A 15595-nucleotide genomic window follows, 5' to 3' on the forward strand; every position below is an offset into this window, starting at 1 on the left:
CCCGCCGACCCTCCCGACACATTACGGAGCGCCTTTCGATGTCCGATCACGCCGCGTCCGCCGCCACACCGGGCGCTACGAACACCGCTTCAACGAGCACGCCGCCCGCCGCCTCGCCACTTGCGCGCACGCCACGGCGCGGCCGCGTGCTGCCGGGCAGCGCCGAGGAAAAGCGCCTGCGCGAAATCTGGGAAGCCCCGCCGGGCTGGCGCGGCTGGCTCTCCACGGTCGATCACAAGACCATCGGCCTGCGCTACCTCGTCACCGCGTTCGTTTTTCTGCTGATGGGCGGCGTCGAAGCGCTGATCATGCGTGTCCAGCTCGCGCGCCCCAACGCGACGGTGCTCAGTCCCGAGCAATACAACCAGCTCTTCACGATGCACGGCGTGACGATGATCTTTCTGTACGCGTTGCCCGTGCTGTCCGGCTTTTCGAACTACCTGTGGCCGCTCGTGCTCGGCTCGCGCGACATGGCGTTTCCGCGGCTGAACGCGCTGTCGTACTGGGTGTTTCTGTTCGCGGGCATCTTTCTGTATGCGAGCTTTCCGAGCGGCCAGGCGCCGAACGCCGGCTGGTTCAACTACGCGCCGCTCTCCGGCCTCGAATACAGCAGCGGGCCGAATATCGACGTGTACGCGCTCGGCATGGTGCTGCTCGGCATCTCGACGACGGTCGGCGCGATGAACTTCGTCGTCACGTTGCTGCGCATGCGCGCGCCGGGCATGTCGCTCGACCGGATGCCCGTGCTGGTGTGGGGCACGCTCACCGCGTCGGGCGGCAATCTGCTGGTGGTGCCCTCGGTGAGCCTCGCGTTCCTGCTGCTGTGGATGGATCGGCGCATCGGCACGCACTTTTTCGACGCGCTCAACGGCGGCCGTCCGCTGCTCTGGCAACACCTGTTCTGGATCTTCGCGCATCCGTGGGTCTATGCGGTCGTGCTGCCGGCAATGGGCATCGTCTCCGATGCGTTGCCGGTGTTTTGCCGGCGGCCGTTGGTCGGCTATGGACCGGTCGCGCTCTCCACGGTCGCGACGATGGTGATCGGCTTCGTCGTGTGGATTCACCATATGTTCGCGACCGGCATTCCGGCGCTGGCGCTGTCGTTTTTCGGCGCGGCCAGCATGGTGATCGCGATTCCGAGCGCGGTCGCCACCTTCGCATGGATCGCGACGATCTGGACGGGCCGGCCGGTGTTTCGTGTGCCGTTCCTGTTCTTCGCGGGCTTCGTGCTGCTGTTCGTGGTGGGCGGCGTCTCCGGCGTGATGACGGCAGCGGTGCCGCTCGACTGGCAACTCACCGACACTTACTTCGTGGTCGCGCATCTGCATTACGTGCTGCTCGGCATCAACGTGTTCCCGGTGATCGGCGGCATCTATTTCTGGTTTCCGAAGTTCACCGGCAAGATGATGAGCGAGCGCCTCGGCAAGCTCGGTTTCTGGGTGCTGTTCGTGGGCTTTAACGTCGCATTCTTTCCGATGCATATCGCGGGGCTGCTCGGCATGCCGCGCCGCATCTACACCTATCCCGCCGAGATGGGCTGGAACACGGCGAATCTGATTACCTCGCTGGGTTCGTTTCTGTTCGCGGCGGGCGTGCTGATCTTTCTGATCGACGTGCTCGTGAGCCTGAAACGCGGCAAGCCGGCCGGCGACAATCCGTGGGACGCGCCCACGCTCGAATGGTCGATGAGTTCGCCGCCGCCGCCGTACAACTTCGCGGTGGTGCCGTGGCTCGCGAGCCGTCATCCGTTGTGGGAAGGCCGCATCGACGAGCCGGGCATCACGGTCCCCATGCGCTCGCAACTCGACGAAGGCTATCTGCTCGCGCATGGCCGCGAGGCGCTCGGCACGACCGCGCTCGAAGCCAACCCCGATGTGATTCTGAAGATGCCCGGTGATTCGTATGCGCCGTTCTGGCTCGCGGTGTTCGCGACGCTGGTGTTCGCCGGGCTCGCGATGGGCGCGTGGATTTTCGCGGGCGCGATGCTGGCGGGCTGCGCGGTATCGATCGTGGTGTGGTTGTGGCCCGAGCGCGCGTTGATCCAGCGCGAGCCGGTCGCCGTGCGCGACGCGGGAGGCTGACGTGAGCGACGCCGTCGACCTGAATCAGCCTTCACGCGAGCCGGCGCAGCCGCGCCCCTTGCCGGTGGGCAGCGCCGGCGAGCGCTCGGGCGGCTGGTGGGGGTGCCTGACGCTGATCGCCACCGAAGGTTCGCTGTTCGGTTATCTGATCTTTTCGTATCTGTACCTGGTCTCGCAGACGCCGCAGCATTGGCCGCCTGAAGGGCTGCCGAAGCTCGGGCTCGGCATCGCCAACACGGCGATTCTGCTGTCGAGCAGCGTGTTCGTGTGGCTGTGCGAGCGCTGCGTGCGGCGCGCCCGTCTGCGCTGGGCGGTGGCGTCGATGGCGCTAGGCGCGGTGCTCGGCTGCGCGTTCATGGGCATTCAGTTGATCGAGTGGCACGCGCATCCATATGGCTTGAGCACGCATCTCTATGGTTCGCTGTATTTCACGATCACCGGTTTTCATATGGCGCACGTGGCGGTGGGCATCGTCGTGCTGCTGTTTCTGCTGCTGTGGACCGCGCTCGGTTATTTCGACGAACAACGCTGCGCCGCGTTGACGATCGGCGGGCTGTATTGGCATTTCGTCGATGTCGTGTGGCTGTTTATTTTCAGCACGCTGTATCTGACGCCTTACCTGTTTCGGGAGTGGTCGTGACCGATGACATGACGCCGCGCCTGAGCCGCGAGCCGCCGCAGGTGCCGCATCCGGCCATGCGCCACATGCTGATCGGCCTGCTGCTCGCGCCGTTTGCATGGCTCGCGCAGATGGTGACGACGGAAGCGCTGGCCGCGCAGAGCTGCTATCCGTTCGATCGGCCGCTGTCGGCGCCGCTCGTCGTGTGGATGCGTCCGGCGCTTTTCACGGTGAGCGCACTGTGTCTCGCGGCCGGCGTGTTCGGCACCTTGACCGCGTGGCGCACGATGCGCCGAATCGGGCCGATGCAGTGGGGCGCGTTGAGCGGCGAGCGCCGCACGCGCGCCGAACTGGACTGGTTCCTGAGCCGCATCGCCGCGATGTGCAGCGCGCTGTTCCTGTTCGCGCTGATCGCGACCGACGTGGCGTTGGCGATCGTGTCGCCATGCAGGGGGTGGTGACGATGCGCGGGTTCAGCGATCACGTTGCGTGGCACGGCGGCCGGCCAGGATGGCGGCGGCTTTGGCATGCCGTAATCGGCGGCGTCGTGACGCTGGCGTTGGTGTCGAGCGCGGGCGGCACGGGCGGCACTGCGAACGGCACCGAGAACAGCAGGGCGAATAGCACCGCGAACGGCGGCACGAACGGCACCGAGAACAGCACGGCGAATAGCGCCGCGAACGGCGTCATGAGCGGCACCACGAACAGCAGGGCGAATCGCACCGTGAACGGCGTCATGAACAGCACCGCGAACAGCACCGCAAACGGCGTCACGACCAGCACCGCGCCCACCACCGACACCACCACCGACACCACCACCGACACCACCACCGACACCACCACCGACACCACCACCGCCCAGATCGCCCGCGGCGCCTATCTCGCGAAAGCCGCCGACTGCGCCGGCTGCCACACCGCCCCGCCACGCGTGACGCACCCCGGCGCCGCGCCCACCGCGACGCCGGCATTCGCCGGCGGTCTCGGCATGGTTTCGCCGTTCGGCACCATCTACTCGTCGAACATCACGCCGGACCCGCGCTCGGGCATCGGCCGCTATAGTTACGACGATTTCGCGCGCGCCGTGCGCGAAGGCGTGGTGCCCGGCGGCAAACGGCTGTATCCGGCGATGCCGTACCCCTCGTTTGCGAAGATCGACGACGCCGACCTGCACGCGCTCTACGCGTACTTCATGCACGGCGTGCAGCCGGTGGCGGCACCCGCGCCCGCGACCCGCCTGCCGTTTCCGTTCAACCAGCGCTGGGCGCTCGCGGTCTGGAACTGGGCCTTCGCGCCGAGCGGCCCGTTCAAGCCCGAGCCGACCCGCGACGCGCAATGGAATCGCGGCGCGTATCTCGCGCAGTCGCTCGGACATTGCGGCGCGTGCCACACGCCGCGCGGAGCCGCCTACCAGGAGCGCGGCTATAGCGAGGCCGATCCGCTCTTTCTGACGGGCGGCACCAACGACCACTGGTTCGCGCCGAATCTGACGGGCGACCCCGGCTCCGGTCTCGGCAGGCATTCGGCCGCGGACATCGCCGCGTTCCTGAAGCACGGCCACGGCGGCGGACTGATCGCGTTCGGCAGCATGGTGCAGGTGGTCGAAGACAGCACGCAATATCTGAGCGACGCCGACCTCGCGGCGCTCGCCGCCTATCTGAAGAGCTTGCCGCCGCGCGCGCCGAGCGGGCACTTCAACGAGCGTTCGCGCGCCGCGCGGCAGAGCGTTCAGGCGCTGAAAACCGGCGACGTCGAACGGCCCGGCGCCGGCCTCTACGCCGCTTATTGCGCGCGTTGCCATCAGACGGACGGCGCGGGCGTGCCGCAAAAGTATCCGCGCCTCGCGGGCAATCCGGCGGTGTTGTCGGCGTCCAGCACGTCGCTCGTGCGTTTGCTCGTAGAGGGCGGCCGGAGCCCGCGCACGGAACACGGTCCCGAGCCGCGCAAGATGCCGTCGTTCGCCGATCAGTTGAGCGACAGCGAAATGGCCCACGTGCTAACGTTCATTCGCAATACGTGGGGCAATGCGGCAGCGCCGGTGACGACGCGCGACGTGTCGAGCGTGCGCGGCGCTTTACACAAATAGCGCGGCCCGGGTCCGTCGCAACGGCGCGCACGGCCTGATGAGCGAGGCGGCCGGCTGTCGGCGGTGTATGCTTTTGAATGAACCTCTATTCTTCCCGATCCCATGAAAGAGTTCGATCTCCCTTCCGCCGGCGAGAACGGCGGTCCCGCCCAGAATCCCGCCGCCGTCCGCGCGAGCGCGCTCGTCAACGTCGATTACGGGACGCTGGTGCAGGCGATCGAGGACTACGCGATCTTCCTGCTCGACGCGACCGGGCATGTCGTCAGTTGGAGCGTCGGCGCGCAGAAAATGAAGGGCTACACCGAACACGAGATCATCGGCCAGCACTTCTCGCGCTTCTACACCGCGGAAGCGTTGGCGCGCGACTGGCCCGCCTACGAACTGCAACAGGCGGCGCTGACCGGCCGCTTCGAGGACGAAGGCTGGCGCGTGCGCAAGGACGGCTCGACCTTCTGGGCCAACGTCGTGATCACGGCGATCCGCAACCAGGCGGGCCTGCTCAGCGGTTTCGCCAAGATCACGCGCGACCTGACCGCGAAACGCGAATATCTCGAAGCGCTGCGGCAAAGCGAGGAGCGTTTTCGTCTGCTGGTCGACAACGTCAAGGATTACGCGATATTCATGCTCGATCCGCAAGGTCATGTGGCGAGCTGGAACGAGGGCGCCGCGCGCATCAAAGGCTATGCGCGCGACGAAATCGTCGGCCGGCATTTCTCGGTGTTCTATCTGCCGGAAGACGCGGCGGCGGGCAAGCCCGCGCGCGAACTCGCGATCGCCCGGCAGCTCGGCCACGTGGAGGACGAAGGCTGGCGCGTGCGCAAGGACGGCTCGAGTTTCTGGGCCAACGTCAACATCACGGCGGTGTATGACGAATCGAAGCGGCTGCGCGGCTTCGCCAAAATCACGCGCGATCTGACCGAGCGGCGTCAGCGTGAAGAACTGGAGCGCTCGGGCGAACGCATGCGCAAGTTTCTCGCGACCCTCGCGCACGAGTTGCGCAATCCGCTCGCGCCCGTGCGCAACGCGATCGGCGTGATGCAGATCGAGGCGGGAGTGAGTCCCACGCTGGCGCGCTCGCGCGATCTGATCGATCGCCAGGTCACGCATCTCACGCGGCTCGTCGACGATCTGCTCGACATTGGCCGGATCATGTCGGACAAGGTCGAGTTGCGCATTGGCCGCGTCGATCTCGGCGAGGTGGTGGCGCGCGGCATGGAAGCGGCGCGGCCGTTTACCGACGCGCATTCGCAGACCGTTGTAACGAACCTGCCGCGCGAACCGGTGGTCGTGCGCGGCGACATGACGCGTCTCGTGCAGGTGTTGCAGAACCTGCTGCACAACGCGTCGAAGTTCTCGCCGGTGGGCAGCCGCATCGAGATCGTGGTCCGCCTCGATTATCAGATGGCCGTGATGGAAGTGCGCGACCCGGGTTGCGGCATTCCGCTGCGTTCGCTCGATACGATCTTCGAGTTGTTCGTGCAGGAAAAGGAAGGGCAAAGTGTCGGCGAAGGCGGCCTCGGCATCGGCCTCACGTTGTGCAAGTCGCTGATCGAAATGCATGGCGGCAGCATTGTCGCGAGCAGCGCGGGGCCGGGGCGCGGCAGCACGTTCACGCTGAGTCTGCCGCTCGCCGCGGCGCCCTCCGAGGCCGCCGCCGCTCAGCCGGGCGAGGCCTCGGGCGAGGTTGCGCCGCTGCGCATCCTGCTGGTCGACGACAACCGCGACTCGGCCGACAGTCTCGCGATGCTGCTCGAACTCAAAGGCCACGAAGTGCGCATCGCCTACGAGGGCGAGGCGGCGCTGCACGTCGCGCCGCGCTTTGCGCCGCATCTCGCCGTGATCGACCTGGCGATGCCGAAGATGGACGGCTACGCGACGCTCGCGGCGCTGCGGGCCATGCCGGAACTCGCCGACACGATGTTCGCCGCGATGACCGGCTTCGGCCATGAGAGCGATCGCGAGAGCACTGCAAAGGCCGGCTTCCATGTTCATCTCGTGAAGCCGGTCGAGCTTGCCCGCTTCGATGCGTTGCTGGCGCAGGTCGAACAGCGGCGCAGCGGGGGCGGTGGCGGCTAGCCGCGCTCACGCCCGTTTTCATCGCTTCACGTCCCGGGCATCGCACTGCCTTGCGGGCATTGAATACCCGAGGCACATCGTTTGCTGCGCGCCCTATGAACGCTGCGGCCGCCGCTCGCGACAGAGAAAACCAGGGCGGCCGCCTGTCGCGAGGAGGGCGATATGAACGACGTGATTTTCACGCTGTTTGGCGACGGCAGGAATCTCGATCCGCTGCAGATGGGCCTGCGCGCCGTGATCGTGTTCGTGATCACGTTGGTGTTGATCCGCATCTCGGGCCGGCGCTCGTTCGGGCAGCGCTCGCCGTTCGATCTGGTGGTGGTGATCCTGCTCGGCGCGACGCTGAGCCGGGCGATCGTCGGCGCGTCGCCGTTTCTCGCGACGATCGCGGCCGCGTTCGTGATCGTCGTGTGCCATCGGCTGCTGGCGTGGGCTTGCGTGCACTCGCATGGGCTGGAGCGGCTGGTCGGCGGCGGCGAACGCGAGGTGTTCAGCAACGGCAAATTCAACGACGACGAAATGAACGCCGCGCTGATTACGGCAACCGATATTCGCGAGAGCGTGCGGCAGAAAACCGGCGCGTGCTCGTTCGACAACGTGGCCGCCGCGATTCTCGAACGCAACGGCGAGGTGAGCGTGATTCGCAAGAAACAGCCCGGTTAAGGGCGCCGGGTTAGCCGCGGCCGCCGCGCGCGATCTCGTCGCCGGCGCCGTGCGGCAGGCGCCGCGTGACCGGAATCGAGGCGAACGAGCACAAACCCACCACCAGGAACGCCGGCCAGAAGTCCGACCACATAATGCTCGGATGCCCATGCAGTGCGCGCGAAATCTGCAGCACGATACCGCCGATCGTCACGCCCAGACCGAGCGACATCTGCTGCACCACGCTGCCGAGACTGGTGGCGCGGCCCACGTCGCGGCTCGCGATTTCCGCGTAAGTGAGCGAGTTCAGACTCGTGAATTGCAGCGCGGGAAAGAAGCCGCCGAGCAGCACGACCACCCAGATGATCCAGACCGGCGTACCGGGGAAAAACAGTCCGCACGCCGCGATCGACAAGCCCGACAATGCCGCGTTGACCACCAGCACCGAGCGAAAGCCATAGCGATGCAGCACGCTCGAGGCGACCGTGCGCATGAACATGCCGCCGAACGCGGAAGCACACGTGATCAGGCCGGATTCAAACGCGCTCATGCCGTGGCCCTCCTGCAGCATCAGCGGCAGCAGAAACGGCAAGGCGCCGAGCCCGATGCGAAACAGCGAGCCGCCGAGCACGCTCGCCTGGAAGGTCGGCACCTTGAAAAAGCGCAGGTCGAGCAAGGGCAACTCGACGCGCCGCGCGTACACCACATAGCCTGCGAGCAGCACGGCGCCGCTTGCGCACATGCCGAAGGCGTCCCGATTCGAAATCAGTTCGCCGCCCACCAGCGAGAGCCCCAGCAGAAGCAGCACCGCGCCCGCCGCCGAGAGAAAGAAACCGATCCAGTCGAGCGGGCCGGGGTGGGGTTCACGCGTATTGGCGATGTGCCGGTTGGTCAGATAGATGCCGAGCATGCCGATCGGCACGTTGATGAAGAAGATCAGGCGCCAGTGCAGATAGGTCGTGATGAAGCCGCCGAGCAGCGGCCCGGCGGCCGGGCCGAGCATCGCGGGCACGCTCAGGTAGTTCATCGCGCGGATGAAATCGGATTTGTGGACCACCCGGAAAATGATGATGCGGCCGACCGGCACCATCATCGCGCCGCCCACGCCTTGCACGAAACGCGCGAGCGTGAAGGTCGCCAGCGAGTTCGACGCGGCGCACAACAGCGAGCCGGTCACGAAGATGCCGATCGCGGTGCGAAAGATGGTGCGCGCGCCGAAACGGTCGGCGAGCCAGCCGCACACGGGGATGAACACGCCGAGACCGAGCACATAACTCGTCACCGCGATTTTCAGCGTGACCGGATCACGCCCGAAGTCGCGTGCCATGGCCGGCAATGCGGTGACGATCACATTGGCGTCGACGCTTTCCATGAACATCGCGCAAGCGACGATGAGCGGCGCGATCAGGGCTTTCTGGACGACGGGCATGAAGGCGGGTCTGCGGCGTGCTGTCGCAGGCAAAGGGCCATTATTGCACCTGTACGGTGCGGTTTGCTAATAGCCGGGCGCTGAGGCCATCCCGCTGCGAAAGACGCAGCGAGCGGCCGTGACCGTCGCGCAACAAGTCCACAGCGGGTTTTTAATATTTGTTGCAGTGCGACAGGATAGGTCTATAATCGGGTTATTCCCTAGGTATAAACCCTATACAGGAGCCCACCATGAACACCGCTACTCATACGGCAGCCGCTCGCGCCACCACCGCCAAGAACATCACCTTGCTGGGCAAACTGCGCGCCCTGGCGCTGCACGCGCTGAACCTGCATCTGCAAACCTGCGCCGTGATCGCTGAAGCGCACCGCCGTCCGCAGTAAGCGCACGCAGTAAGGGCAGTACCGCAGCCGGCACCGGCTGGAAGGCCGGGCGGCGCGCGAGTGCGCCGTCTCTGCCGCGCTCGCGGCAGCACGCTTGCGATTCACGCGCCCGTGCGGTTGCCTACTGCTTTGCTTGCGTATTCAGTCGCGAGTGCGCTTCGACACCCTCGCCACGACGTTTCGCATCTTCATCGCTCGCGCGGAAAACGAACTCATCAAAAGCGCGGTCGACACCAGACCCAGCAGACAGATTCCCGCCATCATCCATTCCTGATTCGCCATCATCGTTCTCCTTGGGTCGAACTTCGCTTCACGCGGCACGTTCGCGACAGGTTGCCGGGCCGTTACTTCCATTTACGGCACATGAAGCGCAAAGCTTGATAGAGCAGAGCGGCTTACGGATCGCTCATGGCTGTTTCGGATCATCGGCGCGACGCCGAATCTTCATCCCGCACGACGCGATTCGCGTTTACACTCCTGCCCCTGTCGAGCGCGGCGCGATCCTCGTCGACATCTCGACCCAATCATCTTGCGCACCGCCATGGCAAACGCGCAACGCGCATTCAGCCTCGATCACGAGCCCAGGTTAATCCCGGGTTGAACGGCTGCTGCTGTCAACCTTTTCAATGTTTTGCCGTTATCTCGTTGTAATCGCCGAGGCAAGGCGATGTCGCGGCAGACGACCCGTCGTCGTGACAGCTCCACGCAAGGCCCGCATTGACCATGTTCCATCGACATAACAATAAGTTCGACCGGCTAGTCGCGATGTTCGACCGTGCATCGAAAACGCTTGGCCACCGGGGAATCCTCTCGCCCTTGCTCGCGCTCGTCATCGGCGGGCTGCTGCTGATCGTCTTGCAGCATCTTTCACAAGCGGTCGACTACCGCTCGGTGATGCGCGAATTGCGTCACCTGAGCGCCGGCGAGTGGACCGCCGCGCTCGCCGCGACCACGCTCAGTTATGTGGCGCTGGTCGGCCGCGATCTCGTCGGCTTGCGATACCTGGGCGTCGCCGTGCCGCGCGCCGCGCTGTGGATCGGCGCCACCGCAGGCTCGGCGCTCGGCAATGCGACCGGGTTCGGCGCGTTGACGGGCGGCGCGGTGCGCGCGCGGGTCTACGGCGTGGCGAGCGTCACGCCCGCGCAGATCGGCCGCATGACGGTGTTCACGAGCGTGTCGCTGGCGCTCGCGCTGGTGCTGATGACGGCGCTCGGCATGGTCTGCGCCGCCGGCCCGCTCGCGCCGATGCTTCATCTCACACCGATGGCGCTCCGCTGGAGCGGCGCGGCGCTGCTCATCGCGCTTGCGCTCGCGGCCGCTGCCTGCCGTCGCGACACGCGCGCGGTCCGCACGCGCTGGGCGTGGCTGTCGTTCGACATTCCGGCGCGCCGCGATCTGCTCGAGCAAGTGGCGCTCGCCGTGGTCGACGTGGTGGCCGCGGGCCTTGCGCTGTGGGCGCTGCTGCCGCATGCGGACGTGAGCTTCGTCACCTTCATCACCGTCTATGCCGCGGCCATGCTGCTCGGCATGATCGGCCATACGCCCGGCGGCGTCGGCGTATTCGAAGCCGCCATGGTGTTCACGCTGAACGGCAGCGTGCCCACCCAGCAGATGGTCGCGGCGCTGCTCGCCTATCGCGCGATTTACTTCGGCGCGCCGCTGGTCGTCTCGGCCGCGCTGCTCGCCGGCTTCGAGGGCCGCGCGCTGAAAGGGCGTTTGCCGCTGCACCACGCGGCGGCCGTATCGAAGCTCGCGCCGCTGTTTCTGAGTCTCGTCACGTTCGTGGTCGGCGGCATGCTGGTGATTTCCAGCGCGACGCCCGCGTTCTGGCAACGCATTCGCATTCTGCGCGACGTGCTGCCGCTGTGGGTGCTCGAAAGCTCGCAGCTGCTATGCAGCGTGCTCGGCGTATTGCTGCTGTTCGTCGCGCGCGGGCTGTTGCGCCGGCTGGACGCCGCCTGGTGGATGACCTTGCTGCTGGCGGTGCTGAGCCTCGCGCTGTCGCTCACCAAGGGTCTCGCGTTCGTGGAGGCGGCCGTGCTCGGCATGCTGATCGTGCTGCTGCTGGCCACGCGCAAGCGCTTCAATCGTCACTCGTCGCTGTTCGCCGAACGCTTTACGGCGGGCTGGCTGGTCTCTGTCGCGATGGTGCTGATGCTGGCCGTCTGGGTGATGCTGTTCGCCTTCCGCGACGTGCCGTACACGGACGACCTGTGGTGGCAATTCGCCTTCGACGAACGCGCGCCGCGTGCGTTGCGCGCCACGCTGGCCGCGAGCCTGTTCGCCGCGACGTTCTGTTTCTGGCAACTGCTGCGCCCGGCGCCCGGCCATTTCGTCAAGCCGGCGCCGGAAGATCTGCAGGACGCGGCGCGCATCGTGCGCGCGCAGGAGCGCAGCGACGCCGGCCTCGCGCTGATGGGCGACAAGAGCTTCCTCTTTTCCGAGTCGCGCGAAGCCTTCCTGATGTACGCGAAAAACGGCCGCACGTGGGCCGCGCTGCACGATCCGGTGGGGCCGCGCGAGGAATGGGCCGGCCTGATCGGCAAGTTCGTCGCGCTCGCGCATGCGCACGGCGGGCGCGCGGCGTTCTATCAGGTGCGCGCCAACGCGTTGCCGCTTTACCTCGACGCCGGCCTCACGCTGATGAAGCTCGGCGAGGAAGCCCACGTCGTGCTCGACGATTTCGACCTGAAGGGCTCGCATCGCGCGCATCTGCGCTATGCGCTCAAGCGTGGCGAGCGTGACGGCTTCACCGTCGACGTGATTCATCGGGCCGATGTGCCGGCGTCGCTCGAAACGCTGCGGCAGATTTCCGACGGCTGGCTCGGCAGCCGCGACGCGCGCGAAAAGAGCTTTTCGGTCGCCGCGTTTACCGACGACTACCTCGCCGCGCAATCGGTGATGCTGGTGCGCCAGCACGGCGAGCCGGTGGCGTTCGTCACCTTCATGACGACCGACATGCATACCGAAGCCACGGTCGGCGTGATGCGGCATGTGGCGAGCGCCTCGCCTTACGCGATGGAATACCTGTTCACGCAACTGGCGCTGCATCTGAAGCAGGCGGGCTTCCGCTCGCTGAGTCTCGGCATCGCGCCGCTCTCCGGCATGCAGCCCACGCCGCTGGCGTCGCGCTGGCATCGCCTCGCCGGCATCGTGTGGCGCTTCGGCGGCCGCTTCTACAACTTCCGCGGACTGCGCGCTTTCAAGAGCAAGTTCCAGCCGCATTGGGAGCCGCGCTATCTCGCGGCGTCGGGTTCGGTGGGCGTGTTCTTCACGCTCGCGGACCTGTCATTGCTGGCGGGAGGCCGGCGCTCATGACATTGCATCGTTTCTTCAGGCTCGCCGTGGCGGCGAGCTGCCTGATCGGCGGCAGCGGCGCCCACGCCGCGACCAGCATCGTGCCGGGCGGCCGTTATGGCGAGGTCAGGGTCACGCAGCCGGCGGGACCGTTGCGGGGTTTCGTCGTGCTGTACTCGCAAGCGAGCGGCTGGAGCGCCGCGGACCAGCAGGCTGCCGATGAGCTCGCCAAGGCCGGCGCGTTGACCGTCGGCGTGGATACGGCGCGTTATGCGGCCAATCTGCGCGCGCGGAAGGAGGCCTGCCATCAACTGGTGGGCGATGCCGAGGCCTTGAGCCACCAGTTGGAACGGCAATCGCAATCGAGCCATTATTTCGCGCCGATCGTCGCGGGTACGGGGCAGGGCGCGACGCTCGCGATGCACGTCCTGGAGCAGGCGCCGTCGAACACGATCGCCGGCGCGGTGACCGTGGATGCGGAACGCACGCTCGATGCGCGCTTTCGGCCATGCCCGCCCGACCCGACCGTGATCCGCGACAAGGTGCCGGGCTTCGTCGAAAAGGCCGCGACGGGCAACGCGGATCGCGCGCGCCTCGTCGCGTTGCTCACGCCGCATCTGCAAGCGGTGTCGACGAGCGACGAGGACGTCTCCGACTTGCCGCTCATCGAGTTGCCGGCGGCGCAGCCAAACGGGCTCATGGCGATCGTGATTTCCGGCGACGGCGGTTGGCGCGATCTGGACAAGACCATCGCTCAAGGGTTGCAGAAAGACGGCGTTTCCGTGATCGGCTGGGACAGCCTGCGTTATTTCTGGAGCGAGAAGCCGCCCGCGCAGACGAGCCGCGACCTCGCGCGCGTGATGCAAACCTACGGCTCACGCTGGCATGCTCAGCACATCGCGCTGATCGGCTATTCGTTCGGCGCGGACGTGATGCCGTTCGCGTACAACCGGCTGCCCGAGGCGCAGCGCGCGAAAGTGTCGTTGATCGCGCTGCTCGGCTTCGCGCCCGACGCCGATTTCCAGATTCGCGTGGGCGGCTGGCTCGGCATGCCGGCAAGCGATAGGGCCTTGAAGGTGCTGCCCGAAGTGGCGCGCGTGCCGCCCGCGATCGTGCAGTGCTTCTACGGCGAGAGCGAGAAAGACACCTTGTGTCCGGTACTCGGCAAAACCGGCATCGAGGTGATCCGCACCTCGGGCAGCCATCACTTCGGCGGCGACTACAACGCGCTCGAGCGGCACATTCTGAGCGCCTTCAAGAAGCGCAGCGGCGTGGGCAACTGACCGGCGTGCGGTGCCCGGCGTGCCGCTTCGGGCCGGTCTTCGCGCGCGCTCAAGCGTATGTCGGGAGCGCTATCGCTCATGGGACGGCCCGGCGATTTTTCCCGCGCTAACGCAGCGCGCGTTGCGGGACGGTCCCAACTGCCGCTGCTGCAGCGGTCCGCTCGACGAACGACTGGACCAACCGAGCTTTCATATCGGGCCGGTTGTGTCCGATACGGGTTTGCGCGCCGCCCAGGCGGCGCACCGTCCTTGACAAACATCGCGAGCTCAACGATGATCCGGCGCATGAACTGCCTCGACATCCGTATTGCGCTGATTATTAGCATCATTCATCGAATGGTGGGTTAGCGCGCGTCGGCTTGCAGTGACACATTAACCCGCCCCACGAGGCGGGTTTTTTTATGTCCGCTTGCTTGCCTCCTGGTCTCTCTCTGCTGGATCCGCTTTTGCCGCACAGGAGCTTGCCTTGCCGCTATTCGAACTCGACCAGGTTGCCGAAGCCGCCGACAGCGTGGCGCTGCGCCACGACTACCTGAAGAAAACCCTGACCGCGCGCGTCTACGACGTGGCCCGCGAGACCGAACTGGAACGCGCGCCGAATCTGTCGGCGCGCCTGCGCAATCCGGTCTACCTGAAGCGCGAGGATAACCAGCCGGTGTTCTCGTTCAAGGTGCGCGGCGCGTACAACAAGATGGCGCACATTCCGGCCGAGGCGCTGGAGCGCGGGGTGATCACCGCGTCGGCGGGCAATCATGCGCAGGGCGTGGCGCTGTCGGCGGCACGGCTGGGCGTGAAGGCGATCATCGTCGTGCCGGTGACGACGCCGCAGGTGAAGGTCGATGCGGTGCGCGCGCATGGCGGGCCGACCGTCGAGGTGGTGCAGTCGGGCGAGTCGTATAGCGACGCGTACGCGCATGCGCTGACGCTGCAGGAAGCGCGCGGCCTGACCTTCGTGCATCCGTTCGACGATCCGTATGTGATCGCCGGCCAGGGCACCGTCGCGATGGAAATTCTCAGCCAGCATCAGGGACCGATTCACGCGATCTTCGTGCCGATCGGCGGCGGCGGACTCGCGGCGGGCGTCGCCGCGTACGTGAAATCGGTGCGCCCGGAGATCAAGGTGATCGGCGTGCAGACCGACGATTCGTGCGCGATGGCCGCGTCGCTGAAAGCCGGCGAGCGGGTCACGCTAAACGAGGTCGGCCTGTTCTCGGACGGCACCGCGGCGAAGCTGGTCGGCGAGGAAACCTTCCGCCTGTGCCGCGAGTATCTCGACGACGTGCTGCTCGTGAACACCGATGCGCTGTGCGCGGCGATCAAGGACGTGTTCCAGGACACCCGCAGCGTGCTCGAACCCGCCGGCTCGCTCGCGGTGGCCGGCGCGAAGCAGTATGCCGAGCGCGAAGGCATCGAGAACCAGACGCTGGTCGCGATCACGTCGGGCGCGAACATGAATTTCGACCGCATGCGCTTCGTGGCCGAACGCGCCGAAGTGGGGGAAGCGCGCGAGGCGGTGTTCGCCGTGACGATTCCCGAGGAGCGCGGCAGCTTCCGGCGCTTCTGCGAACTGGTCGGCACGCGCAGCGTCACCGAGTTCAACTACCGGATCGCGGACGCGAGCTCGGCGCATATCTTCGTCGGCGTGCAGATCCGGAACCGCAGCGAGTCCGCGCAGATCGCGGGCGCGTTTGAAGCGCACGGC

General features: G+C 66.4%; 13 protein-coding genes. 10 read left to right on the top strand and 3 right to left on the bottom strand.

Annotation, left to right across the window (positions count from 1 at the left end; translation table 11 throughout):
* The first annotated feature begins 38 nt into the window (after positions 1 to 38).
* Genes ctaD through BUE39_RS23365 form a run of 3 tightly spaced genes read left to right on the top strand, consistent with a single transcriptional unit; the run spans position 39 to position 3161 of the window.
* Entirely contained in the window at positions 39 to 2081 is a 2043-nt protein-coding gene (ctaD, locus tag BUE39_RS23355; RefSeq protein WP_073431086.1) for a cytochrome c oxidase subunit I, read from the top strand.
* Between the two features lies 1 nt (position 2082).
* Positions 2083 to 2721, top strand: a complete 639-nt coding sequence (locus BUE39_RS23360; RefSeq protein ID WP_073431087.1) for a cytochrome c oxidase subunit 3 — start codon at positions 2083 to 2085, stop codon at positions 2719 to 2721.
* Positions 2718 to 3161: a hypothetical protein gene (locus BUE39_RS23365; protein ID WP_318268308.1), complete on the top strand. Its 444-nt coding sequence runs from the start codon at positions 2718 to 2720 to the stop codon at positions 3159 to 3161. Before BUE39_RS23360 ends, BUE39_RS23365 begins: the two co-directional genes overlap by 4 nt.
* A gap of 19 nt (positions 3162 to 3180) precedes the next feature.
* On the opposite strand, the gene BUE39_RS34400 is transcribed toward BUE39_RS23365, so the two are convergent.
* The gene (locus BUE39_RS34400) at positions 3181 to 3474 is read right to left on the bottom strand and encodes a hypothetical protein (RefSeq protein WP_083083777.1); all 294 of its coding nucleotides are present in this window, start codon (positions 3472 to 3474) and stop codon (positions 3181 to 3183) included.
* Here BUE39_RS34400 and BUE39_RS23375 point away from each other — a divergent pair.
* From BUE39_RS23375 to BUE39_RS23385, 3 genes are all read left to right on the top strand, one after another.
* Positions 3437 to 4783 (top strand): c-type cytochrome, encoded by a 1347-nt coding sequence (locus BUE39_RS23375; RefSeq protein WP_073431089.1) that lies wholly within the window; start codon positions 3437 to 3439, stop codon positions 4781 to 4783. The two genes, BUE39_RS34400 and BUE39_RS23375, sit on opposite strands and share 38 nt — an antisense overlap.
* 102 nt (positions 4784 to 4885) lie before the next feature.
* A complete protein-coding gene (locus tag BUE39_RS23380; protein ID WP_073431090.1) occupies positions 4886 to 6859 on the top strand; it encodes a PAS domain-containing hybrid sensor histidine kinase/response regulator in 1974 nt (657 codons plus the stop codon).
* Positions 6860 to 7021: 162 nt separating this feature from the next.
* Entirely contained in the window at positions 7022 to 7522 is a 501-nt protein-coding gene (locus BUE39_RS23385; protein ID WP_073431091.1) for a DUF421 domain-containing protein, read from the top strand.
* Positions 7523 to 7532: 10 nt separating this feature from the next.
* Here BUE39_RS23385 and BUE39_RS23390 read toward each other — a convergent pair whose 3' ends face one another.
* Positions 7533 to 8930, bottom strand: coding sequence for an MFS transporter (locus BUE39_RS23390; protein WP_073431092.1), 1398 nt, complete (start codon positions 8928 to 8930; stop codon positions 7533 to 7535).
* Between the two features lie 230 nt (positions 8931 to 9160).
* On the opposite strand from BUE39_RS23390, the gene BUE39_RS35230 reads away from it, so the two are divergent.
* Complete coding sequence (locus BUE39_RS35230) at positions 9161 to 9313, top strand: hypothetical protein (RefSeq protein WP_167363301.1); 153 nt, start codon at positions 9161 to 9163, stop codon at positions 9311 to 9313.
* Positions 9314 to 9454: 141 nt separating this feature from the next.
* Here BUE39_RS35230 and BUE39_RS34405 read toward each other — a convergent pair whose 3' ends face one another.
* Positions 9455 to 9667 carry a hypothetical protein gene (locus BUE39_RS34405; protein WP_143031967.1) on the bottom strand — a complete coding sequence of 71 codons (213 nt, stop codon included), beginning with the start codon at positions 9665 to 9667 and terminating at the stop codon, positions 9455 to 9457.
* A 411-nt stretch (positions 9668 to 10078) separates the two neighbouring features.
* On the opposite strand from BUE39_RS34405, the gene mprF reads away from it, so the two are divergent.
* The 3 genes from mprF to ilvA all read left to right on the top strand — a co-directional run.
* Positions 10079 to 12631, top strand: coding sequence for a bifunctional lysylphosphatidylglycerol flippase/synthetase MprF (gene mprF, locus BUE39_RS23395; RefSeq protein ID WP_227470737.1), 2553 nt, complete (start codon positions 10079 to 10081; stop codon positions 12629 to 12631).
* On the top strand, positions 12628 to 13893 hold the full coding sequence (locus BUE39_RS23400; RefSeq protein ID WP_073431094.1) for a virulence factor family protein: 1266 nt from the start codon (positions 12628 to 12630) through the stop codon (positions 13891 to 13893). The genes mprF and BUE39_RS23400 overlap by 4 nt, the downstream gene beginning before the upstream one ends.
* Before the next feature lie 466 nt (positions 13894 to 14359).
* Positions 14360 to 15595, top strand: a 1236-nt coding sequence (gene ilvA / locus BUE39_RS23405) for a threonine ammonia-lyase, biosynthetic (protein WP_073431095.1), incomplete at its 3' end; no start/stop codon positions are given.

Origin of the sequence: Paraburkholderia terricola (genome assembly GCF_900142195.1) — a bacterium.
Classification (GTDB): domain Bacteria; phylum Pseudomonadota; class Gammaproteobacteria; order Burkholderiales; family Burkholderiaceae; genus Paraburkholderia; species Paraburkholderia terricola.